18 protein-coding genes and 1 pseudogene are annotated in these 22694 nt (G+C 69.2%); 2 read left to right on the top strand and 17 right to left on the bottom strand.

Translation table 11 applies throughout. The features are described 5' to 3' along the window. From NS354_RS06870 to truB, 4 genes are all read right to left on the bottom strand, one after another. Positions 1-3104, bottom strand: a 3104-nt coding sequence (locus NS354_RS06870) for a glycosyltransferase (protein WP_058593835.1), incomplete at its 3' end; no start/stop codon positions are given. A gap of 58 nt (positions 3105-3162) precedes the next feature. After that, positions 3163-3477: a WhiB family transcriptional regulator gene (locus NS354_RS06865; RefSeq protein WP_010156128.1), complete on the bottom strand. Its 315-nt coding sequence runs from the start codon at positions 3475-3477 to the stop codon at positions 3163-3165. 165 nt (positions 3478-3642) lie between these two features. After that, positions 3643-3999 carry a hypothetical protein gene (locus NS354_RS06860; RefSeq protein ID WP_058593834.1) on the bottom strand — a complete coding sequence of 119 codons (357 nt, stop codon included), beginning with the start codon at positions 3997-3999 and terminating at the stop codon, positions 3643-3645. Then, a complete protein-coding gene (gene truB, locus NS354_RS06855) occupies positions 3996-4946 on the bottom strand; it encodes a tRNA pseudouridine(55) synthase TruB (protein ID WP_058593833.1) in 951 nt (316 codons plus the stop codon). The genes NS354_RS06860 and truB overlap by 4 nt, the downstream gene beginning before the upstream one ends. Before the next feature lie 98 nt (positions 4947-5044). On the opposite strand from truB, the gene NS354_RS06850 reads away from it, so the two are divergent. Then, entirely contained in the window at positions 5045-5944 is a 900-nt protein-coding gene (locus NS354_RS06850) for an A/G-specific adenine glycosylase (RefSeq protein ID WP_058593832.1), read from the top strand. 12 nt (positions 5945-5956) lie between these two features. Here NS354_RS06850 and rbfA read toward each other — a convergent pair whose 3' ends face one another. Beyond that, complete coding sequence (rbfA, locus tag NS354_RS06845) at positions 5957-6388, bottom strand: 30S ribosome-binding factor RbfA (protein WP_058593831.1); 432 nt, start codon at positions 6386-6388, stop codon at positions 5957-5959. A gap of 101 nt (positions 6389-6489) precedes the next feature. On the opposite strand from rbfA, the gene NS354_RS06840 reads away from it, so the two are divergent. Then, positions 6490-7407 (top strand): DUF805 domain-containing protein, encoded by a 918-nt coding sequence (locus NS354_RS06840; protein ID WP_058593830.1) that lies wholly within the window; start codon positions 6490-6492, stop codon positions 7405-7407. Positions 7408-7905: 498 nt separating this feature from the next. On the opposite strand, the gene infB is transcribed toward NS354_RS06840, so the two are convergent. The 12 genes and pseudogenes from infB to NS354_RS06790 all read right to left on the bottom strand — a co-directional run bounded on the left by infB (position 7906) and on the right by NS354_RS06790 (position 22368). Then, on the bottom strand, positions 7906-10653 hold the full coding sequence (infB, locus tag NS354_RS06835; protein ID WP_058593829.1) for a translation initiation factor IF-2: 2748 nt from the start codon (positions 10651-10653) through the stop codon (positions 7906-7908). Positions 10654-10728: 75 nt separating this feature from the next. Then, positions 10729-10986: a YlxR family protein gene (locus NS354_RS13135; protein WP_082677953.1), complete on the bottom strand. Its 258-nt coding sequence runs from the start codon at positions 10984-10986 to the stop codon at positions 10729-10731. A gap of 116 nt (positions 10987-11102) precedes the next feature. Further along, positions 11103-12098, bottom strand: coding sequence for a transcription termination factor NusA (nusA, locus tag NS354_RS06830; protein ID WP_058593828.1), 996 nt, complete (start codon positions 12096-12098; stop codon positions 11103-11105). A gap of 86 nt (positions 12099-12184) precedes the next feature. Further along, positions 12185-16861, bottom strand: coding sequence for an FtsK/SpoIIIE domain-containing protein (locus tag NS354_RS06825; protein ID WP_058593827.1), 4677 nt, complete (start codon positions 16859-16861; stop codon positions 12185-12187). A gap of 21 nt (positions 16862-16882) precedes the next feature. Beyond that, on the bottom strand, positions 16883-17626 hold the full coding sequence (locus NS354_RS06820) for a hypothetical protein (RefSeq protein ID WP_153002139.1): 744 nt from the start codon (positions 17624-17626) through the stop codon (positions 16883-16885). Continuing rightward, positions 17626-18153, bottom strand: a complete 528-nt coding sequence (locus tag NS354_RS06815) for a hypothetical protein (protein ID WP_153002138.1) — start codon at positions 18151-18153, stop codon at positions 17626-17628. The genes NS354_RS06820 and NS354_RS06815 overlap by 1 nt, the downstream gene beginning before the upstream one ends. Positions 18154-18271: 118 nt before the next feature. Next, on the bottom strand, positions 18272-18793 hold the full coding sequence (locus NS354_RS06810; protein WP_153002137.1) for a hypothetical protein: 522 nt from the start codon (positions 18791-18793) through the stop codon (positions 18272-18274). A gap of 157 nt (positions 18794-18950) precedes the next feature. Continuing rightward, positions 18951-19517 (bottom strand): hypothetical protein, encoded by a 567-nt coding sequence (locus NS354_RS13360; protein WP_153002136.1) that lies wholly within the window; start codon positions 19515-19517, stop codon positions 18951-18953. A 50-nt stretch (positions 19518-19567) separates the two neighbouring features. After that, positions 19568-20356: pseudogene (locus tag NS354_RS06805) on the bottom strand (alpha/beta hydrolase); the annotation flags it as partial. A gap of 36 nt (positions 20357-20392) precedes the next feature. Continuing rightward, positions 20393-21652, bottom strand: a complete 1260-nt coding sequence (locus NS354_RS06800) for a hypothetical protein (protein WP_058593822.1) — start codon at positions 21650-21652, stop codon at positions 20393-20395. After that, entirely contained in the window at positions 21649-21957 is a 309-nt protein-coding gene (locus tag NS354_RS06795) for a hypothetical protein (protein ID WP_153002135.1), read from the bottom strand. The genes NS354_RS06800 and NS354_RS06795 overlap by 4 nt, the downstream gene beginning before the upstream one ends. A 117-nt stretch (positions 21958-22074) precedes the next feature. Further along, on the bottom strand, positions 22075-22368 hold the full coding sequence (locus NS354_RS06790; protein ID WP_058593820.1) for a WXG100 family type VII secretion target: 294 nt from the start codon (positions 22366-22368) through the stop codon (positions 22075-22077). Between the last annotated feature and the right edge of the window lie 326 nt (positions 22369-22694).

Below are 22694 nucleotides of genomic sequence, written 5' to 3'. Positions count from 1 at the left end.
GGATACGTCTCAGCAGCCGGGTTCGCCTCGGAGGCCTGGTGCGCGTCGTCAGCGGGATGCGCTTCGTCGGCGGCCGCAGGATCGGCCGAAGTCTCCGGCGCACCGGCGACCGGAGCCTGATCGGCGGCGACCGACTGATCGGCGGCGACCGGCTCATCTGCGGCACCCGGCTCCCCTGCGGCGCCCGGCGACGGGGCGCGGTTCGGGCGGCCCGCGCCGACGCGCACGCGGGCCGGCCGCGACTTCCGCCGCGAGGGGCGCTTCCGCTTCTCGGGCCGCCAGGTGACCTCGGCGGTCGGCAGCGCGAGCAGCAGCACTCCGAAGAGCACCGCGAGCTGCACGGCCCAGATCGTCGTGCCGCTCAGCGACGTGCCGCCGAGCCGGGTCGCGGAGTCGCCCACCTCGGCATCCTGCGCGTCGGCGTGCTGCACGCGCCAGAGCAGCCCCTGCTCCGTGAGCCCGGCGCTCGACAGCGCCTCGTGCTGATCGAACACCCGCTGCAGCTCGGCGCGCTCCACATCGTCGCCGCCGCTCGGCAGCAGCACGAAGCCCACGCCGGCCGCGCGCAGCGCGTCGGTGACATCGGCGCCCCCGATGCTGGCGAGGCCCGCGACGAGGTCGGCGACCTGCCGATCCGCCTCCCGCTCCACCGGCGTGGTCAGCGCCGTGCGAATCTCGTCGAGGCGCAGGCCCGATCCCGTCACGAGCTCGGCGCGCACTGCGTGGTCCCCCTCCGCGGTGATCACGAGCGTGCGCACTCCGGGGTCCGTCTCACCGGCGGCCTGCACGAGCGCGGGCATCTGATCGGAGGCCGAGACGAAGGGGGCGCGGTTGAGCATCAGCTGCGACGAGACCGGGATCACGGCGACGATCGCGGCGGCGAGGGCGACCGCGACCACGGGCGCCGCACCCCTCCGCAGCGCCTCCGCTCCGACGGCGCCGAGACCGAGGATCGCGATCCAGTAGAGCGCGAGGCCCGAGCCCGTCCACACCGAGATGCTCGACTCCCCCGCGGCGGTGAGCTGCAGCTGGCCCGCCGCGACGGCGGTCGCGAGGCCGAGCGCGCCGAGTGCGGAGTGCAGCAGCGTGACGGCGACCCGCCCGGTGAACAGCCCGAGCAGCGCCAGCAGCGCGAGCGGCAGCATCAGCACGCCGACGAGCAGCGTGGCGGGCGGGCCGCCGAGGCCGATGCCGTCGAGGATGCCGGCCCAGCCCTCGAGCCCGAACTCCGGGTAGCCGATCAGCAGGTGCCAGGTCGTGCCGGGCTGGAACGGGGCGTTGATGCCGGGGTCGAGCAGCACGTCGAGCGGGCGGCCGGCGACGATGCTCGTGAAGATCTTCGGCGCGAAGAGGATGGCGGGCACGATCGCCGTGGTGAGCACGCGGGCGACGCCGCGCAGCGTGGTGAAGAGCCCCAGGACGAGCATGATGACCGCCGCGGGGATGAGGATGGGCGCGGCGGCGAGCGCAGTGGCGGCGAGCAGCGAGGCGGTGCCGGCCCAGCTCCACGATTCGCGGCAGCGCGATGCGGCGAGCAGCAGCCACGGCAGCACGACGGCGAGCACCAGCGTCTGCAGGCGGCCAGCCTCGAGCGAGCCGAGCAGCACGGGGCTGAGCGCGAAGCCGATCGCGAGCAGCGCGCGCCCCGCCTTCGACTCCGTGAGCTGCGCCGCCCAGATCCACGCTCCGAGCGCCGTGAGCGGAATCGAGACGATCATGAGCAGCACGACCGCGTGCGACGGATTCCAGAACGTGAGCGTTCCGATCAGGGCGAGCACCCACGTGAAGGGATCAGCGGGCACCCCGTCGACCGGGCGCGTGTTCGCCCAGAGCTGGTCGAGCGGGCTCAGCGGGGCGAGGCCGCCGCCGAACAGGCTGGTCTGCGGGAAGGCCCACCACGTGAGAACGATCGCGGCGACCGCGGCGGCGGAGAGCACGGCGAGGCCGCCCATGGAGATGAAGTGCATCTCCCGGCGCTGCCGTCCCGAGGAGGCGAGGATCGCCTCGCGATCGATCATGCGGGCCGTGCGCACGCTCTTCGGGTCGATGCGCAGCTGCCGCACGGCGGACCACCCCGCGGAGGAGTGCTGCTTGATGCGGCGCCGCGACGCGAGGATCGCATGCGGCCGGAAGAATACGGCGAAGGCCGATACGAACTCGCCGAGCATGTACCCCGGCTGCTCGCGGATCAGTGCCCACAGCACGCGGAGCACCGCGTACACCGGGAGTCCGAGCCAGGCGAAGCAGGCCACGATCGCGGGCGCGTATGCAATGCGCCGGTGTAGATGCGAGGTGCGGGCCTGGCGGTGCGCCTGGCGGAGCACCGATCGTCGGCGATCGATGCGCGGGCCCGCGACGCCGCTCTGGGCGAAGCGGACGCGCGAGGCGGGAGCCACCTCCACACGATGCCCGGCGAGACGCGCGCGCACGCAGAAATCGAGTCCGTCGTCGTAGACGGGAAGCGCGGGGTCGAAGCCGCCGAGCTCCTGCCAGATGTCACGGCGCACGAGCATGCCGACGGGGCCCACGGCGAGCACGTCCTGCATGTGGTCGTACTGCTGCTGGTCGAGCTCCTGCCGTCGCAGCACCCAGCGCGATCCGTAGCGCGTGAGGCTCTGGCCGAGCTCGATGATGCGGTCGGGGCGATCCCAGTCGACGACCTTCGGCCCCGCGACGACCACCGATGGCGAACGCTGCACCGTGCTGACGATCCGCTCGAGCGCCTCCGGCTCGGGGCAGGAATCCTCGCTGAGCAGCCAGATCCACTCGTCGGGCGCCGTGCCCGGCAGCAGGCGCGGCTGGCCCTCGCCCTGACGAGTGAGCTCCGCATCGGGGCGCACCCCGGCGTTGCCCTCGTCCGGCAGCGGCGCCATCGCGTCCACGGCGCGCGCGACCGCCTGCCCGAACGGAACGCGGGAGGGGATGCCGACGACGCGTTCGGCCCCGCTCGCGAGCAGCTGCTCGCGCACCCCGTCCGATCCGCCGTTGTTCACCGCGATGATGTTCGCGGGCGCGAGCGTCTGCCCGGCGATGCCGGCAATGGTCTGATCGAGCCACTCGCCGCCCCGCTGGGCGACCAGTATGGCGGTTACTCGGGTGCGCATCACTCGGCAAGTCTAGGCGGGCTTGTTGTGCGCGCCTCGGAGCCATGCCGCTCGCGGATCAGATCGCTTCGCGACGCAGCTTTCGGCGTTCCCGTTCGGAGAGCCCGCCCCAGATGCCGAAGCGCTCATCGTTCTCGAGCGCATATTCGAGGCACTCGGAGCGCACCTCGCACCCCTCGCAGATGCGTTTGGCCTCGCGCGTCGATCCGCCCTTCTCCGGGAAGAAGGCTTCGGGGTCGGTCTGCGCGCAGAGCGCATCGCTCTGCCACGAGAGGCCCTCTTCGTCATCGCGCCGGATTCCGGGAGTGCCGAGGAACACCGGATCGACGAACCAGTTACCGGGTACCGGCGTGTGCGAAGTATCGCTCAACATCCCGTCCCTTCCTCGACTTCAGCGGCGCGTGTTCGCAACCGCGCTCACATAATTACACCGGTGTGATTCTCTCAAGTCAAGCTGAGGATTCTAAACCCTCAATAACGCATTGAGGGTGGAGGACACGCCAGCGTGTCGCAACCGTGCCCCGCGCCTCCGACCCGGTCAGCCCCAGATCACCAACATGCGGTACGTCATCACCGCCACCGAGAGGTGCACCACAGCGAGCACCAGATTCGCCCACCTCGTGCGGTCGATCAGCGCCCAGAATCCCGCCCCCAGCGGCAGCAGCAGCGCGACGACGAGGTACATCCAGAATTCGAGCGGGTCGCCCTCGGGCGCGTTGCCCGAGAACGGCGCGACGATCGAGACGACGACCTGCGCGACCAGCAGCAGCGCGACCACCAGCGTCGCCCCCATCGTGAAGTCGTTCGGCGACCGCTTCCGCAGGGCTTCGACGCTGCAGAGCACCGCGGCGGCGAGCGCGACCACGATCACCGCGACGCCGTACCACGCGATCACGGGCGCACTCCCGTCTCCGCCGGGAAGTTCGTCACCGCGCGCACCCGGCCCCGCTGCACCCGCACCAGCCCGACGAGGCGCTCTCCCGGACCCACCGCGGCGACGAGCGGAGCGTCGGCGACCGACGCTCCGACATCGAGCTTCTTGCCGTTGCTCAGGTCGAGCGCCTGAACCGCGCTCAGATCGAGACGCGGGAAGAGCTGCTCAGCCACCCGCGCCGGAGCGCGCAGCGGGAGCGGATCGCCGAGCGCGAGCGCCTCCGTCGGCGCCGCATCCGCCACGTCGAACGGCCCGACCCGTGTGCGCCGCAGCACGGTGAGATGGCCGCCCACGCCGAGCGCCTCCCCGAGATCCCGCGCGAGTGCGCGAATGTACGTCCCCGTCGAGCAGCGGATCGTCGCGTCGACGTCGACGACCGGCGCGCCCGTCTCGTCGAGGCCGCTGCGCGGCTCGCCCAGCTCGAAGGAGTGCACCGTGACGGGCCGCTTCCGCAGCTCGACCGACTCCCCCGACCGCACGCGGTCGTACGCACGCCGACCGTCCACCTTGATCGCACTCACCGCGCTCGGCGCCTGCTCGATCGCTCCGGTGAGCGCGGCCGCGGCCGCGGCGATCCGATCGGCGGTCACCAGCGCCATGGCATCCGCACCCGCCGTGCTGATCCGCTCCCCCTCCCGATCGTCGGTCACGGTCGCAGAGCCCAGCCGAATCGTGGTGGAGTACGTCTTGTCGAGTCCGACCAGATGCGTGAGCAACCGGGTCGACGGCCCCGCCCCCAGCACGAGCAGGCCCGTCGCCATGGGGTCGAGGGTGCCCGCGTGCCCCACCTTGCGGGTGCCGAGCGCGCGCCGCGCCTTCGCGACGACGTCGTGGCTCGTCCAGCCCTCCGCCTTGTCCACGAGCAAGATGGCGCCCTGCGCGGGCAGAATGGCTGGGTCGTTCGTCACCGTCTCAGCCTACCGGCGGCGCCGCCGCGCCCCCTCCGAGCACGTCGGCCGACCGCACCGCAGCCGGCTCGACGCACCAGCGTCCTACACTGGAGCCGATGAAGCCGACCGCCGCCACCGCCGCCGAGATCTCGACGGCGGTCAACGACTGGTACGCGCACTCGGCGCGCGACCTGCCCTGGCGCGGCGCCGAGGTCACGCCGTGGGCGATCCTCGTCTCCGAATTCATGCTGCAGCAGACGCAGGTCGAACGCGTGCTCCCCCGTTGGCTCGCCTGGATGGAGCGCTGGCCCACGGCCTCCGCCCTCGCCGCAGACGAACCCGGCGAGGCGGTGCGCGCATGGGATCGCCTCGGGTACCCGCGCCGAGCTCTCTGGCTGCATCGCGCCGCCGTCGAGATCTCGGAGCGGCACGGCGACACTGTGCCCCAGAGCGTCGACGCGCTGCTGGCGCTCACCGGAATCGGACCGTACACCGCCCGAGCCGTCGCCGCATTCGCGTACGGCGAGCGGCACCCGGTCGTCGACACCAACACGAGACGCGTGATCGCCCGGCTCGTGCACGGACGAGCCGCAGCGGGCATGCCCGCGCCCGCGGACCTCGCAGACATGGAATCGCTCCTGCCGCGCGCGCCCGAAGCCGCCGCCGTGTTCAACGCCGCGGCCATGGAGCTCGGGGCCACCGTCTGCACCGCCCGAGCGCCGAGGTGCGACGCGTGCCCCGTCGCGGCGTGGTGCGAATGGCGCGGAGCCGGCTACCCCGACAACGCGCCCGAGAAGCGCCCCAAGCAGGCGCGATTCGCCGGAAGCGATCGTCAGGTACGGGGCCGGATCATGGCGCTCCTCCGGCGCTCGGCCCACCCCGTCGCGCGCGCCGAGGCACTCGAAGTCGCGGCCGTCGGCGGCGTCGCCGATCAGGAGCAGCCGCAACGCGCCTACGACTCACTCATCGCCGACGGCCTCATCATCGAGGCCGACGGTCAGGCGCGGCTGCCCTGAGACGGCGCGGCGTCAGCGATCCTCGTCCTCGCGGGGCTTCACGTACGGATCCTCTTCGCCCGCGTACTGCGCATCGGCCGCGAGCGCCGCAGCCTCGTCGTCGCGCCGCTTCGCCTCGGCGAGCAGCTCGTTGAGGTGCTGCGCGCTCTCCGGCAGCTCGTCGTGGATGAACTCGAGCACCGGGGTGAGCCGCGTGCCGAGCTGCTTGCCGACCTCCGTGCGCAGCATGCCGGTCGCCGCTTTCAGCGCCGCCGCCGTGTCCGTCTGCTCCTGCTCATCGCCGTACACCGTGTAGAACACGCTGGCGTGCTGCAGGTCGCCCGTCACCCGCACATCGGTGATCGTGACGAAGCCGAGGCGCGGATCGCGCAGCCCCTTCTCGAGGCGCCGTGCGATGATCTGCTGGATGCGCTCGGCGACTTTTCCCGCCCGTGGATTGCTCATAGCACCAGACTACCGCCGGATCGTTCTCAGGCGCCGCGTGAAGCGGGCCCTACGATGGATGCAGTCAGACGTACGCGACGAGCAGTTGAGGAGGCGTCTTCATGACGTACCCGCCCACCCCCGAGAACCCGGCGCAGCCCGAGAACGAGCAGCCGGGCCAGGCCGAGACCGGGTCAGCGGCGCCCGACGCGCAGCAGGCGCCCGCCGACGGCACCCCGCCGCAGTACGGGGCGCCGCAATACGGGGCACCCGACCCCCAGGCGCCGCAATACGGAGCGCCGCAGTACTCCGCACCCGACTCTCAGGCGCCGCAATACGGAGCGCCGCAGTACTCCGCAGCGCAGCCGGAGACGCCGCAGTACGGGGCACCCCAGTACTCGGCTCCGCAGCAGCCCGTGCAGCCGCCGGCGCCGTTCGCAGCGCCCGCGCCCTCCGCGTACCCGCAGCAGCCGGCCTACGCCGGGGCACCCGCCTACGCCGGACCGGCGGGAACGCCGGGTCCCGGCGAGCCGTTCAACGGAACGACCGACCCCGACGATCTCAGCCGCCCGCTCTACGGAGCCACCTTCGGGCAGGCGATCCGCCGGTTCCTCAAGAACTACGCCGGCTTCAGCGGCCGCGCGTCGCGCAGCGAGTACTGGTGGACGGTGCTCTTCAGCTTCCTGGCCTCGCTCATCCCGCTCGCGTTCTACATCGCGGGTGCCGTGATGCTCGCCTCCGCCAGCGCGGCCTCCTCCGCCTACAACGACGGCTTCGGCGACGAGTTCGGCTCGGCCTCTTCCGCACCCGCCGCGGGGCTCGGGATCACGATCCTCATCGTCGGCGTGATCCTGCTCCTGGCCGTCGGCCTCGGCCTGCTGGTGCCGACCATCGCCGTGACCTGGCGCCGCTTCCACGACGCGAACTTCGCGGGGCCGTTCTACTTCCTGAGCTTCATCCCCTACGTCGGACCGCTCGTGGTGCTCGTCTTCATGTTCCTCCCGTCGAGCCCGCTCGGACGACGATTCGACCGCTTCTGACCGCGCGTCGCATCGAGCACGCAGGCCCGCGTCCGCTTCGGCGGCGCGGGCCTGCGGCATTCTCGGGCGGTGCTGCGACAGCGTGCCGTCGTTCGTCGTGGTTCGCCGCAGCTCGCCGTCGCGGGCCGTTGTTCGCACAGTGAATCCTCGCTCGCGCAGGTAGCAAACGCGCGATCGCATCCGCACGACGCCGGATCTCCTGCACGACTGGGGCACCGGGGACCGGGAACTGCCACGCGCACCCGCACAGCACCCGCAACGCCCGAGCCACCCGAGCCTGCTCCGCCCGAACGCGCTCCACCCCACGCCCCTCCGCAGCGTTCCCCATGCAGGAGATCCTCGCTCCCGCGTGCACGATTCGCGCGATGGCATCCGCTCGATGCCGGTTCTCCTGCATGACGCACGGGGTGAAACGCCCCCAGGCGCGGGTGAAACGCCGCAGGGGCGGGGTGGATCCGCCGAAGCCGATCCTCCCCGCCCCTGCTGGGCGACCGCGCGTCAGCCGCGCGGCTTCTCCACCATCTCGGTGGTCTCGATCTCGTCGCCGACCTGGATGTCGTTGAACTTGCCGAGCCCGATACCGGCCTCGAAGTCCGTCTTCACCTCGGTGACGTCGTCCTTGAAGCGGCGCAGCGACTCGATCGCCAGGCCGTCCGCGACGACGACGCCCTCGCGGATGACGCGAGCCTTCGCGTTGCGCGTGATCGTACCGCTCCGCACGATGACACCCGCGATGTTGCCGAACTTCGAAGAGCGGAACACCTCGCGGATCTCGGCGACGCCCGACTGGACCTCTTCGTACTCCGGCTTGAGCATGCCCGTGAGCGAGTTCTCGATGTCATCGAGCGCGTTGTAGATGACGTTGTAGAACCGGATGTCGATGCCCTCGCGCGCTGCGCGCTCGCGGGCCTTGACGTCGGGGCGCACGTTGAAGCCGATGACGATCGCGTTGTCGATCGTGGCGAGATCCACATCCGACTCGGTGATCGCGCCGACGCCGCGGTGCAGGATGCGCAGCTGCACCGAGTCGTCGACCTCGATCTTCATCAGCGACTCCTCGAGCGCCTCGACAGCACCCGACACGTCGCCCTTGATGATGAGGTTGAGCGACTCGACCTTGCCATCCTCGAGCGCCTTCGTGAACTCCTCGAGGCTGATGCGCTTGCGAGCCTTCGCGAGCATCGCATTGCGCTCCGCCGCTTCGCGCTTCTCGGCGATCTGGCGCGCCGTGCGGTCCTCGGAGGTGACGATGAAGTTGTCGCCCGCGCGCGGCACGCTCGAGAGACCCTGCACCTGCACCGGCCGCGACGGAACCGCCTCGACCACGGGATCGCCGTTCTCGTCGCTCATCGCACGCACGCGGCCGTAGGCCGTACCGGCGACGATCGCGTCTCCGACCCGGAGCGTACCCGACTGGATGAGCACGGTCGCGACGGAGCCGCGGCCCTTGTCGAGCTTCGCCTCGATGGCTACGCCGCGAGCGTCCTTGTCGGGGTTCGCGCGCAGGTCGAGTCCGGCGTCCGCCGTGAGCAGCACGGCGTCGAGCAGGTCGTTGATGCCGACGTTGTTCTTCGCCGACACATCGACGAACATGACGTCGCCGCCCCACTCCTCGGAGACCAGGCCGAACTCGGTGAGCTGCTGACGCACCTTCTCCGGGTTCGCGCCCTCCTTGTCGATCTTGTTGACCGCGACCACGATCGGCACGTTCGCCGACTGCGCGTGGTTCAGCGCCTCGATCGTCTGGGGCATGATGCCGTCGTCGGCCGCGACCACGAGGATCGCGATGTCGGTGACCTGCGCACCACGGGCGCGCATGGCGGTGAACGCCTCGTGACCCGGGGTGTCGATGAAGGTCAGCGCGCGCTCCACGCCCTCGTGCTCGGTGTGCACCTGGTACGCACCGATGTGCTGGGTGATGCCGCCGGCCTCGCCGCCGCCCACGTCCGCCTTGCGGATCGCGTCGAGCAGTCGGGTCTTGCCGTGATCGACGTGGCCCATGACCGTGACCACCGGGGGTCGCGGCTGCAGCACGTCGTCGCCCTCCTCCTCGAGCTCGGCATCAATGTCGATGTCGAAGCCCTCGAGGAGCTCGCGATCCTCATCCTCGGGAGAGACGATCTGGATCTTGTAGCCCAGTTCGTCGCCGAGGATCTGGAAGGTCGCCTCGTCGAGCGACTCGGTCGCCGTCGCCATCTCGCCCAGGTGGAAGAGCACGGTGATGAGGTTCGACGCATTGGTGTCGATCTTGTCGGCGAAATCCGAGAGCGACGCGCCGCGGCGCAGACGCACCGGGGTCGAGCCGTTGCCGCGGGGAACGCTCACGCCGCCGAGCGACGGCGCCTCCCGCATCTCGAATTCCTGCCGCTTCGCCCGCTTCGACTTGCGCGCCTTGCTCTTCGAGCCGCCGCGACCGAACGCACCGGCGGTGCCGGCGCCACGGCCACCGCGGCCACGGCCGGCGAATCCGCCTGCGGGACGGGGAGCGCCGAAGCCGCCGGCACCGGGAGCGCCACCGCCGCCGGGACGGTTGAAGCCGCCGCCGCCACCGGGGCGACCGCCGCCGGGACGACCCGGGCCGCCTGCGCGGCCGCCTGCGGCGCCGCCCTGCGGGCGGGGAGCGGGACGGGGGATGTTGCCGGGGTTCGGGCGACCCGCGCCGCCACCGGGACGGCCCATGCCCTGATTCGGGGCGAACGGGTTGTTGCCCGGGCGGGGAGGACGGGGAATGCCCATGCCCTGGCTCGACGCGAAGGGGTTGTTGCCGGGGCGAGGGCCGCCGGGCTTCGGCGCGCCGGGCTTGGCGGCGGAGCCGGGCTTCGCAGCGGCCGGCTTCTCGGCCGTGCCGGGCTTCGCCGCAGCGGGCTTCGCGTCGGCGGGCTTCGCCGAAGGCTTGGGCCCTCCGGGCTTGACCTCAGCACGGGCATCGGCTGCGGGCGAGCTCTTCGGCTCGGCCTGCTCCGCGGCCGGTGCCGGGGTCTCGGGCTTGGGTGCCGGCTTCGGGCCCGGCTTGGGGCCGTTGCCGGCGGGCTTCTTGGCGGCCGGCTTCGCAGCCGCGCCTCCGTCGCCCTGGGACTTGGTCACGCCTTCTGCCTCAAGAGCAGCCTTGACCTTTCGCGCCACCGGGGGCGCGATGCTCGACGAGGACGCCTTGACGAACTCGCCCATATCTTTGAGCTTGGCCAGAACGACCTTGCTATCGACACCGATCTCCGCAGCGATCTCGTGTACGCGTGGGTTTGCCACTTTTCTCCTGTCTGGGTTCACGCCAGACAGGCGAGAACCATAAATTAGCCGACGGGCATCATTGTGAGCCGCTCATTAGTTGTCCATGAGTTTTTTCAGCCTGTTCTCTAAGGGACTTACGTCGGGCTTGCCCGACACTCGCAGTGCACGGAGGAGGGATCCTCGCGCCACCGCACGGTCCAAACAGTGAACCGTGGGGTGCACCCACGCTCCACGCCCCGGAAGCACCGCACGATCATCGACGACGAGCCGACCTTCGTGCACCACCACCCGCAGCAACTCTGTGCGCGCTGCGCGTTCGCGACACGCGACACAGGTTCGAACCGGAACCATCCTACCAGCTTCCTTCTCGCAACACTCCCAGATGCGGCCCGGCGCGGGGCCGGGCCGCATCCGCGCGGAGCGAACACTCGATCGATGAATCGATCGCCGCGCAGCCCGCGCCTTGATCAGTCGTTCATGATGGAATCGGGCTGGATGTCGATCTTCGCGCCCGTCAGCTTCGCCGCGAGGCGCGCGTTCTGCCCCTCCTTGCCGATGGCGAGCGAGAGCTGGAAGTCGGGAACGAGCGCGCGCACCTGCTTGAGCGACTCGTTCAGCATGAACACGTCGGTCACCTTCGCGGGCGACAACGCGTTCGCCACGAACGCGGGCAGCGCGGGCGAGTAGTCGACGATGTCGATCTTCTCCTCGCCGAGTTCGCTCATCACGGCGCGCACGCGGCTGCCGAGCTCGCCGATGCAGGTGCCCTTCGCGTTGATCCCGGCCTGCTTCGCGCGCACCGCGACCTTGGTGCGGTGGCCGGCCTCGCGGGCGAGGGAGACGATCTCGACGAGCCCCTCGGCGAGTTCGGGCACCTCCCGCTCGAAGAGCTTGCGGACGAGGCCCGGGTGGGTGCGCGAGACGACGACCTGCGGCCCCTTCGTCCCCTTCGAGACGCTGGTGACGTAGACGCGCAGGCGCGTGCCGTGCGCGTAGCTCTCGCCCGGGATCTGCTCCTCGGGGGGCAGGATCGCCTCGAGCTCGCCCAGGTCGATGTGCACCATGCGCGGGTTCGGACCCTGCTGCACGACGCCCGAGACGATCTGGCCCTCCTTGTCCTTGAAGGTGCCGAGCACCGCGTCGTCGGTGAGGTCGCGCAGGCGCTGGTTGATGACCTGCTTGGCGGCGCTCGACGCGACTCGGCCGAACTCGTCGGTGGTCACGTAGGCCTCGCCGATGACCTGGCCGTCGTCGTCGAGCTCGGGGATGAGCACCGAGATCTCGCCGGTCTTGCGATCGAGGGTGACGCGCACATCGCTCTCCCGAGGAACGGGGAGCTTCTGGTTCTCCGCGTGGCGCAGATACGCCGACTGGATCGCCTGCTCGATGATCTCGATCAGTTCGTCGAAGGGGATCTCCTTCTCACGCTCGATCTGACGCAGCGTGACGAGTTCGATCTTCACGAGTGGCCTCCTGGGTATTGAGATGTCTATTCAGATATGGCCCGCTCCGGCGGGCGAATCACCAGGGTAACGCACCCGCCGCCGCTTCATCTCGACGCCGCGGCGGATCCGTGCTCCGGCGCGCGACCCCCGGGCAGCGCGACGTGCACCGGTGTCACGCGCCCCGACTCGATCGCCACACCCCGCCCCGCCGGGAAGTCGACGCGCTTCACGCGACCCAGGGATTCTCGGAACGGCGTCTGCCCCTCCGAGTCGTCGGGCTGCAGGGCGAGCCCCCAGGTCGGCTGCCGGAGGGCGGTGAACAGATCCCAGACCCCCGCGCCGCTCCCCTGCTCCCATTCGAAGAGCACGAGCACGTCGGAGCGGCGGGCCGCCCGCGCGAGCGCGACGAGTTCGGGCAGAGCCTCCGTTCCCTCCGTGTCGGCCGGGCGCTCGATCACCACCACCCCGCGCCGGCCCGCTGAGGGGAACGCCGCAGCCGGACCCTCCGCCTCGGGTACCGGCGCATCGCCGATGCCGCCCCCGATCGCGTTCGACCCGATCGTCGGCGACGCGGCCCGGCGCGACGGGGGTCTCCCGCCGAGCGCATGCGTGAGCGCACGCGCCCGATCCCGCACCTCGTCCGCCCCGAACGCCACCCGATCCCACTCCTCCGCTGCGCGGAGCCCCTGCGACACGCACGTCAGCAGCACCCGCTCGACCCCGGCACCGCGGCCCGCGGCCCAGCGCTCGTATGCGTGCACGCAGGTGCGCGCAGCCGTCGACAGACCGGAGCCCGGCGGGCCCGCGATCACGCCGAGGCCCGCCAGCGGCATGCCGAGCGGCGCGAAGCCGTCGGTGTCGATGCCGTACGCCGGGCGCCCGGCGACCTCGACCGGGAGTTCCGTCAGAGCCAGGTGGGTCGGCGCCTTGCGCACCGGCACCGCCTCCGCCACGCGCCCGGCGCGGAGCTCGTCGGCGAGCCGTTCGAGCCCGCGGGCCTGCGCCGCGGAGCCCGGGCCGTCGCCCACGCAGGCGATCTGAATCTCCTCGTCCGTGCCGGCGAGCACCGCCCGGCCGGGCGGAGCGTCGGCGAGCACGTCGGCGCGCACCCCGAACGCGTGAGAGTCGTGCTGGCCCGCCAGACGGAGCACGTACTGCTGCTGCACGGCGGACGACATGGCGGAGGGGATCACGCCCGCCCGGTCGCTCGTCATGACGACGTGCACGCCCGCCGAGCGCCCCGCCGACATGATCTCGCTCAGCAGATGCATCGGAGCATCCGCGCCCGCGCGGGTCTCGGCGCTCTGCCTGAACGCGGCGAAGCCGTCGATCAGCAGCACCACGCGCGCCTCTCCGCCGCCGCCGGGGGTGCGCCGGAACGCGCGCAGCCCCGAAGCGCGCGCCGCCGCGTACCGCGCGCCCCGCTCGGCGACGAGATCCACGAGATGGCGCAGCACGCGCACGGTGAGCTCCCGGTCCGTCAGCGGAGCCACCGCGCCCACCGTCGGCAGTGCATCGATCACGTCGAGCGCGCCGCCACCCGCGTCGATGGCGTAGAGCTGCACCGGATGCGCATCGGCGCTCGCACTGAGCGACGCGGCGAGCGCGACGAGCGCCGACGTCTTCCCGGTGCCGCTCGCGCCGACGAAGGCGACGTTCCCCGCCTCCTCGAGATCGATCGGCACGGGCCGCTGCGCCTGCGCGGTCGGCTGATCGCGCAGGCCGAGGATCGCGGCGTCGCCCGTGTCGCCGAGCTGCTCGAGCGCTCGCGCTCTGAGCGCGTCGAGCCCCACCCACTCGGGCAGTGCGTCGAGCCACGGTCGGCGGGGAGCGGCGACCCCGGCCTCCCGCGCCGCTGCGACGATGCCGTCTCGCAGCCGTTCGATATCGCGCGGCGGTTTCGCGCGGCGGCGCTGCGGCGGGCGCCCGGGAGGAGGAATGCTCCAGGGAGCCCCCTCGGCGAATCCGAGCGAGCGCACTTCGACGAGCGCGCCCGGACGATCGTCGACGGCGCGCCCGCCCAGGTACCCGGTCTGGAAGTGCCGGGCCCGCCCCGGGCCCACCTTCATGGCGCCGCGGCCGGGCGTCTCGGCGGCGAAGGACGCCGCGTCGGCGACGCCGAGCACGTCGCTGCTGTCCGCTGCGTCCGCCATGCGCAGCGCGACCCGCAGATTGGTGTTGGCGCGCAGGTTGTCGGAGATGACCCCCGCGGGCCGCTGCGTCGCCATGACGAGGTGCAGGCCGAGCGAGCGCCCGCGCTGCGCGATGTCGATGACGCCGTCGATGAACTGCGGCACCTCTGCGGCGAGCGCGGCGAACTCATCGATGACGATGACGAGCACGGGCGGGGCGGCGGCGTCCGACCGCCGCTCCATCGCGATCAGGTCTTTCGCCCCGTGCGCCGCCAGCAGTTCCTCCCGGTGGTGCAGTTCAGCTCTCAACGACGCGAGCGCGCGGTGCACGAGATGCGGACTGAGGTCGGTGACGAGCCCGACGGTGTGCGGCAGGTCGACGCACTCCGCGAACGCGGCACCGCCCTTGTAGTCGACGAGCAGGAAGGTGAGGCGATCCGGACCGACCGTCGCCGCCAGGCTCATGATCCAGCTCTGCAGGAACTCGGATTTGCCCGCGCCCGTGGTTCCTCCCACGAGCGCGTGCGGCCCCTGCAGGCGGAGATCGACGATCGCCGGGCCGTCCGGGCTCTGCCCGACGACCGCGGCGAGCGAGATCGGTTCGCGCTCCTCCCCGAGCCGCCAGGTCGCCGTCACGCTCCCCGAGCGATGCCAGGCCCGCAGCACCGGTTGCGCGCCGCCCAGCAGGTCGACCGCGTGCAGGTCTCGCAGATGCACCGCTTTCGGGAGGTCGCTCTCGTCGAGCGCCCGCGCGCTCGTGTCCTCGACGGGCGCGAGACGCCGCGCCAGTTCGAGGGCGCGCATCGATTCGACCGGTTCGAGCCGTTGCAGCGGCGCTCGGCTGCTCGAGCGGACGAAGCTGACGGCGCCCTCGGCGCTGCCGAGCTCCGCGTAGGTGCGGCACGCCGCCGGGAGGTCGTCGACCGCTCGCGCCACCCACAACGCGTGGATGCCGAAGTCGGGCCCCTCTTCGGCGAGGGCGATGATGCGCGAGAGGTCGACGTGCACGGCGTCGAGCACGAGCACGATCACCGCCGGAATCGTCGGGAGGTCGTCGATCGCATCCCCGTGCTGCTCGTCGTTGCGCGTCTCGCCATCGAGATGCGACCGCACCGAGCTTCGACGCGACGCCGCGGATCGCCGGAGCGCCAGCAGACCTTCGAGCGCGGCGATCAGACGGATCGAGCTGCTCTCGTCGTCGGCGAGCTGCCAGGACCCGATCGGACTCGTCACCGCGTCGACGTGCGGAAGCCACTTCAGCCATTCCCACTCCGCCGCGTGGTGCGGTGACGCGAAGCAGGCGATCACCAGCTCGGTCGGCGAGTGCAGGCCGACCAATTGCAGCAGCAGGGATCGCGCCATGCCCTCCGCCCAGATCGGGTCGCCGACCACGCCGATCGACCCGCAGCGCTCGAATCGTTCGAGCAGCGGCACGGGCGCGACCTCTGAGAACTCGGTCGCGATGCGCTGCAGCACGTCCCACTGGGCGCGATCGGCGTCGCCGCGCGCGGGCAGCTCGATCTGCGTGCGGCTGGGTAGCACGCCGTCGCCGAATCGCACCTCCAGGAAGGCGCGATGCTCGGGCCGACGGGTCCAGAGCAGGCCGGATCGGCGCTCCACCGCGTCCGCGATCTCAGCGATCGCCGGGGTTTCGGCCGACCGTGCTTCGATCTCGCGGCGTCTCAGCTCTGCGAGGGCTGCGCGATCGGCTGCGAGCGACTCTTCGAACTTCGCGCGATCCCGCTTCTGCTTGCGCTTGCCGCCGATCCGGGTGTCGAGCCACGACCCGATCATCATGATCGGGGAGAACGCCACCATCATGAGGCTCATGGGCGACTGGGTGATGACGAACATCGCTCCGCCCATCATCATCGGCGCCAGCATGGCGAGCATCGGGATGCGGTTCGGCTGCGCGGGCGCCGGCGGGGCGGGCAGCTCGCGCAGCGATGACGGGAAGACGGGGGCGAGTCGCGGCGCGCGGGTGTGCATGACGCGGTGCGAGAGGGCGGGGATCGGTGGAACCGGCGGGCCCGGCGTGATTCTCACGACGACCTCGCCGAGCGCGAACTCGGTGGACCGTCGGATGAGGTGCTCGGCGATCGGCTGGCCGTCGGGGCCGCCGAGGTTCGTGCCGTTCGCCGATCCGAGATCGCGGATGACGATGCCCGCGCCGCTCCCCGCGGTGATCTCGATCTCGGCGTGCCGCCGCGAGACGCTCCGGTCGCCAAGGTGCACGCGGCAGCTCTGATCGCGGCCGACCGTGTTGACACCCGCGATGAGGCTGTACGTCGCGCCGGTGTGCGCGCCGGTCATGACTTCGAGGTAGCCGCCGATCTCGATGACGCGTCGCTCACCGCTGCGGGTGCCGAACTCGGCGACCGGTTCGACGATCCATCCCGACTGCAGGCCCGACGCGCTGATCGGCGACATCGGGTCGAGCAGCAGCACGGGATCGGAGGCACCCGCTCGCCCGCGCAGCGTGACCGGCGCCAGGCGATCGCGCGCGACGTCGCGCAGGCGGGGGTCGTCAGTGATGCCGGCGGTGAGCAGCGCCCGCGCGGCGTCGGCGACCGTGCCCGTGACGTCGCACGAGAGCATCACGTCGTGGAGCCCGAGGCGCGGCACGACGAGCGTCAGCTTCAGCTTCATGGGGTCGTCGGGCGCATCGGGCTACTCGCCCTTTCCCGAGTGATCGAGCAGATCGGGCGCGCTCACCAGCGGGTCATCCCAGTCCGGGAACGGAACGTACACCCCCGGCACTGATTCCTCGATGTCTCGGGCTTCTTTGGGAATGCGGTCGCTCACCGCTGCCTGCAGGTCACTTGAGTCTCCCCAGAAGGTCTTGCTGATCACCTCCATGTTGTAATAGCCGTTCGCCTGCACCTCCCAGCTCACGAGATACCCGTCGCCCGTGTCCGCCCGAACGAGGTAGTCGGGGCCGAACACCCCCTCGAGCTCGAGCGTTACGAACTCCGTCTTCCACCCCTGCTGCTCGAAGTAGGCGATCATCGGGTCAAGATCCGCCTTCGCCCCCGTCGCCCCCTCCGGTCGGATTGACCGCCCTATGTTCAAGTAGTAACTGTTGTCCGACGTCATCCCCGGAACCGACCACACATTCACATCGGCGATCGGGGCACCGCCCTTCTGACCCCACTTCCACAGGCCAGAGCTGATCTGCACCTGCGCGTCGGTCATCAACTCCTGCATACGCACGATCCGCTCCTCCACCAGGTCGAACTGCTCACGCAGCGACAACGACGCCTCCGCCTGCGTCATGCCCGCACCATCGACCCGTCCCCAGCCATGCATCATTCCTCTTTCTGCACGAGTGCATCCGATCGCACTCACCGCCAATGCGACGCTCACCGCGCCGAGTATCACGACGAAGCGGAGTACTTTGTTCTGCTCACGCATCACAATCCTCCGTTCGCCAGGATCTGTCCGAGTTCTTCGGGGAACTCGTTGCCTTCCTCGTCGCGGTACTGCCAGTTCGTCACCGTGGCATGCACCGAGCAGGCGGTAACGACCTCCAAGGACATGTGCTCTGCCGTCGCCATGAAGGCCAGTTGCGCACCATCCTCGCCATCAGCCCGGAAATACGGGTCCGACTCGTACGATCGAATATTCGACACCGCCCAACCCTCCGATTCCCAGAAAGCGCGCACGTTCTCGGAGGCGGCGATCGGGTCCTCCGAACTCGTATTCAACAACGCGACAATCAGTCGCCCCCCTGACCCGCAGTCGCGTGGGAACAAGGAATTCAATGTTCTATCGCGGTCTTCCGGCCTATCGTCGGCCCAAACGACGTTCTGGTCGTAGATGTCGTACCAGCCCTCAGAAACCCCGCTCGCTTCGATCGCAGCGTCGAATTGCTCGCCCACCCATTCCCGTTGCTCGTCCAACGTCATGTTCGTCGTCTGATTTCCGCGTTCGTTCGACACGATCGGCACCTCCTGCATGCAACCGGAACACATCATCGCTACGACGGTGGCGACGACAATTCCTACGCACCTACCAGCCGCCTTCATTTCCCAGCCCAACCGATCAGACTGCCGCCGGTCATCTCTCGGCCCCGCCACCGCGTCGCTCGAGTTCTTCCGTGAACACGTTGCCCTCCTCGTCGCGGTACTGCCAGTTCGTCACCGTGGCATGCACCGAGCAGGCGGTAACGACCTCCAAGGACATGTGCTCTGCCGTCGCCATGAAGGCCAGTTGCGCACCATCCTCGCCGTCTGCACGGAAATACGGGTCCGACTCGTACGATCGAATATTCGACACCGCCCAACCCTCCGATTCCCAGAAGGCGCGCACGTTTTCCGACGCGGCGATCGGGTCCTCCGAACTCGTGTTCATCAACGAGACGATCAATCGCCCTCCCGACCCGCAGTCGAAGGGGAACGACATGTTCAAGACACCGTCGCGATCGATTCCTTTATCGGACCACGGAATCGTCGGGCGTGACTTGAACCAACCGTCGGCTACTCCGCTCGCGGCGATCGCAGCGTCGAGTTGCTCGGCTACCCATTCCCGCTGCTCGCCCAACGTCATGTTCGTCGTATGATTTCCGGGTTCGTTCGACACGATCGGTACCTCCTGCATGCAACCGGAACACGTCATCGCTGCGACGACGGTGGCGGCGACGATTCCTACGCACCTACCAGCCGCCTTCATCGCCGAGCCCAACCGACCGAGTTGCAGCGCGGCCGGAGACACGGGACGTGAGTTCGGAGGCCGCCGGTCATTTCTCGGCCTCGCCCCCGCGTCGCTCGAGCTCTTGCGTGAACTCGTTGCCCTCCTCGTCGCGGTACTGCCAGTTCGTCACCGTGCCGTGCACCGAGCAGGACGTCTCGATCTCCAACGACATTCTGCCCGTCGAAGCTCGAAACGCTAGAACGGCTCCATCCTCCCGATCGGCGCGAAAGTACGGATCCGACTCATACGAACGGATATCCGAGACCGTCCACCCTTCTGATTCCCAGAACGCGCGCACCTTTTCGGCCGCCGCAAAAGGGTCGTCTGCCGTTCTATTCTGTAAAGACACGACCAGCCGACCGCCAACACTGCATTCTCGCGGGTACAACATATTCAGAATTCCATCGCGATCTCCAGGAGCATCTGTCCACGGAAGAGTACGACGTGTTTTGAACCATCCGTCCTCGACAGCGCTCGCTTCAATCGCAATGTCGAACTGCTCGCCAACCCATTCCCGCTGCTCGCTTAAGGTCATGTTCGTCGTCTCATTTCCCGATTCGAGTGACACGATCGGCACCTCCCTCATGCAGCTCGACATTGTCAGCACCACCATGGCCGCAGCCCCAACGACTGCGGCACGCCGACCGCGGATCCTCAACATCATCATTTGCTCTCGCACTTCACTCGTCGTGGCATTTCCGTTCCGTCCATTCCGGTAATGACCTCGACGCAGAATCCGTCGGTTCGGGTGAACGACTCCCGAAGTTCCGCATCGATCACACCCCTCGAGAGTTTCGCAACTGTCTCGAGCACCTGTGTCTTCCGATCGAGGTAGCCGTGACCCTCAGACGCGGTACCGCCCATGAAAGAAGCCTGTGGTCCCTCGCCAGTGACGGAGTGTCCGTCGCTCGCCTCAAGACCTCGACTCGGATCTCCTGCTGAGGAGAATGAAAGTCCACCTTCGTAAACCGGGCTCCGAAGATACTGACGGAAGGGATCCGTCGCGCCCGGGTTCGGCTGCCCGCGACGCGAGAGCCCTGCACCGAATGGGGCGATCGCGTCCCCTTCGGCGAACGTCGTGAAGATGGCCTTCTGGCCCGGTTCGAGGTCTTTGACCCGAAGCGCGCCGTATGAGGGCACGAGCTCGGTGTCAAGGCCTGCGGAACCGAGCATCACGAGAGCATCCACCGGGTGATCCATTCTCAGCTGCGTCAGTGCGATTGTCGCCACGGTCGTGCCGTACGAATGAGAGATAACGGTCACGAAGGGCGGGTCGAAATCGCTGATACTCCGCGCCGCGTGCTGGCCCTCGAGTTCCGCCGCGAACCGCGGCGCTCCAGCCCGCGCTGCTTTCACGTCCAGCACGCCGAAGTCACCGGTCGTCGGCATGTTCGGGGTGTCGTAGCCGAGCCATGCGACCACGGCGTTGGAATCCGGCATCGAAGCGATCTCGTTTTGCTCGTTGTAAACATTTCGGCTCGCCTCGTCTCAACCTTCGAGCGCGAGGTGGGCGTCACTGTTCATGCCGGCGACCTGCCAGGACGTATTCGACGCAGTGTCCAGGTCCCCGTATCCGACAGCGACCTTCGGCACCACACCGGTCACATCCAACGAGACGACCTGAATCGGGGGGTCGGCTGATCCGTCCGGGGAACCTGCTTTCTCACGCTCTTCGCGCTTCAAGATCTCCCGAATGTCCGCCATGAGTGCGAGCTGTTCAGGGGTCAACGCGTGCGGGTATCGCTGATAGAACTCCACCATTCTGCGATTCGCCACGTCTCGCACCTCGAAGGGGAGGCCGGGAAGGTTGCCGATGACCCAGGGGGTTTCCTCTATCAAGCGGTCGCGTTCGGCAGGTTCGAGTGCCGCCCATGCCGCCGCGACTTCCGCTGGATCCGGCGGATCCTCCCAGACGTGCTCTCCCGATTCGGTACCGATCAGCTTCTTGAGCAATGGATGCGACTTCGTCGTCTGCGGCACGTCATCGCTCACGCCCCACAGCTCTCCGGACATCGACACAGCGATCGTGAAGGTGCACGATTCCGGATCGCCCGAGCTCAGACTGATCAACTGGCCGACCGCAGTGTCGGCGAGAGCCCCGGAGAGACGTTCCTCAGCGCGTCGGCGGTCGTCGACGAGGTTCGCCCACACCCGCTTCGCCTCCTCGATCGACTCGATGGCGTTCCGCCAGATCGATGCGTAGGACGTCCAATCATGCTCGTGCATGGAACGAAGCTGCTGCACCACCGCGTCCTGCTCGTCGGCTTCGAGTTCTTCGGCGCGCGGGCCGAGGTGCGGCTGCGGCATGACGCCCGGCGCACCGTGATCCCACGCATACGCGGCGTCGGCGCGGATCAGCGCAGCGATGTCCTCGATCCGCGCTGCGGATACGCGGATCTCCGACAAGGATTCCTCGGTTTGCTCGCGAGTACTGCGGGCGCTCGCGTGGATGCGATCGACCTCGGATGCGTAAGCGTCGAACGCACGCTTCGCGTCTTCGGCAGATCGGAAGGCCGCGTCGGCACCGGGAAGCAGCGCCTCACTGAGCTTCGCAGTGATCGATCCGATTGCGGCACTTCGCTCCGTCTGCAGGGTGAACTGCGCGTTCTGCACATCGGTCGAGTACTGCATCGTGTCGGCTGATACGTCCTGAACATACCGCGTGATCGCAGTGATCTCCTCGACCGAGCCGTGCACGGGTACGCCTTCGAGCACTTCCGCAGCGTCTTGGGGAACGATGATGGTCATCGCGCCGCCCTTCTGACGGCGAACCCGGAATGCAAGGCGTTCGCCAGTCGAGCGTCCAACTCGGAACTGTCCTGCATCACCCCGGCGACGCTCATACTCGCCGTTTTTGCGGCGTCGGCGAGAGCGAGCCTCGCTGTCGAGAGCCCGCTCACGAAACGCATGATGTCGTCACCCAAAGTTGTCAGCGTCGCGGGTGGGCCCGCTGGCAACGCGGCATTGCCCTCGATCATCACTCGCGAGGCTGCAGCGAGATGCACGGATGCCGCTTCGAGTACCGCATCTGACACCTTCAGGCCGTCAGACATAGCGTTCCCTCACTTCCTCCCCAAGGAGTCGTAGTACAACCGTGATGCGCGGCCCGCAGCGTCGGTCGCGATCCCTCGGGCGGGATGGTCGCGCGCCGCGGGCCGAGCGGCCCGGCGTCAGTTGATCCGGGCAGCGATCTGCGCGTCCATATCGCGCATCGCGTTCGCCGTCTGCGTGAGGAAGTTCTGAATCTCGGTGAGCTTCTGCACCACCGTGTTCGCGCTCGTCGTGTAGTCGGTGTAGGCGGCGTTGAACTTGCCCGACGCCTGATCGGTCACGAAGCCGGATGCCACGAGGTTGTTGATCTGCGACTGCAGCAGCCGCAGCTTCTCGGTGATCTCGTCGCGCCCCGATCCGAGCTGCGACGCCGCCTGCTCCATCTCGGCATAGGTGACATTGATGTTGGCCATGGGGATCCCTTCTCTTGCGCGATCCCCCCGGCTCGCGACACTGCATGTGAACGTCGCCCGGTGCTCCGGGAGACGCTTCTCACAGTACGCAACGGCGGAGCGCCGAAACGCCGTCTGCGCAGGAATGAGGCCAGTTGCAGTATGCGCGCGGGCGAAATGCAGTATGAGCGGATGTCTTTTGCGCAGGAATCACCCGGATTGCAGCAGCAGCCGCCCCGCGCCTGCGCACACCCCTGGCCGCGATTCCGCACCAACACCGCAACACCGCCGCCCGCCGCCGCACCCCCGCCAGTACCAGCACCTGTCCCTTATACCCCTCTGACGCT

Origin of the sequence: Leucobacter chromiiresistens (assembly GCF_001477055.1) — a bacterium.
GTDB classification, from domain to species: domain Bacteria; phylum Actinomycetota; class Actinomycetes; order Actinomycetales; family Microbacteriaceae; genus Leucobacter; species Leucobacter chromiiresistens_A.
The sequence above is the reverse complement of the archived record's forward strand: the minus strand, read 5'-3'. Positions and strand labels throughout refer to the sequence as shown.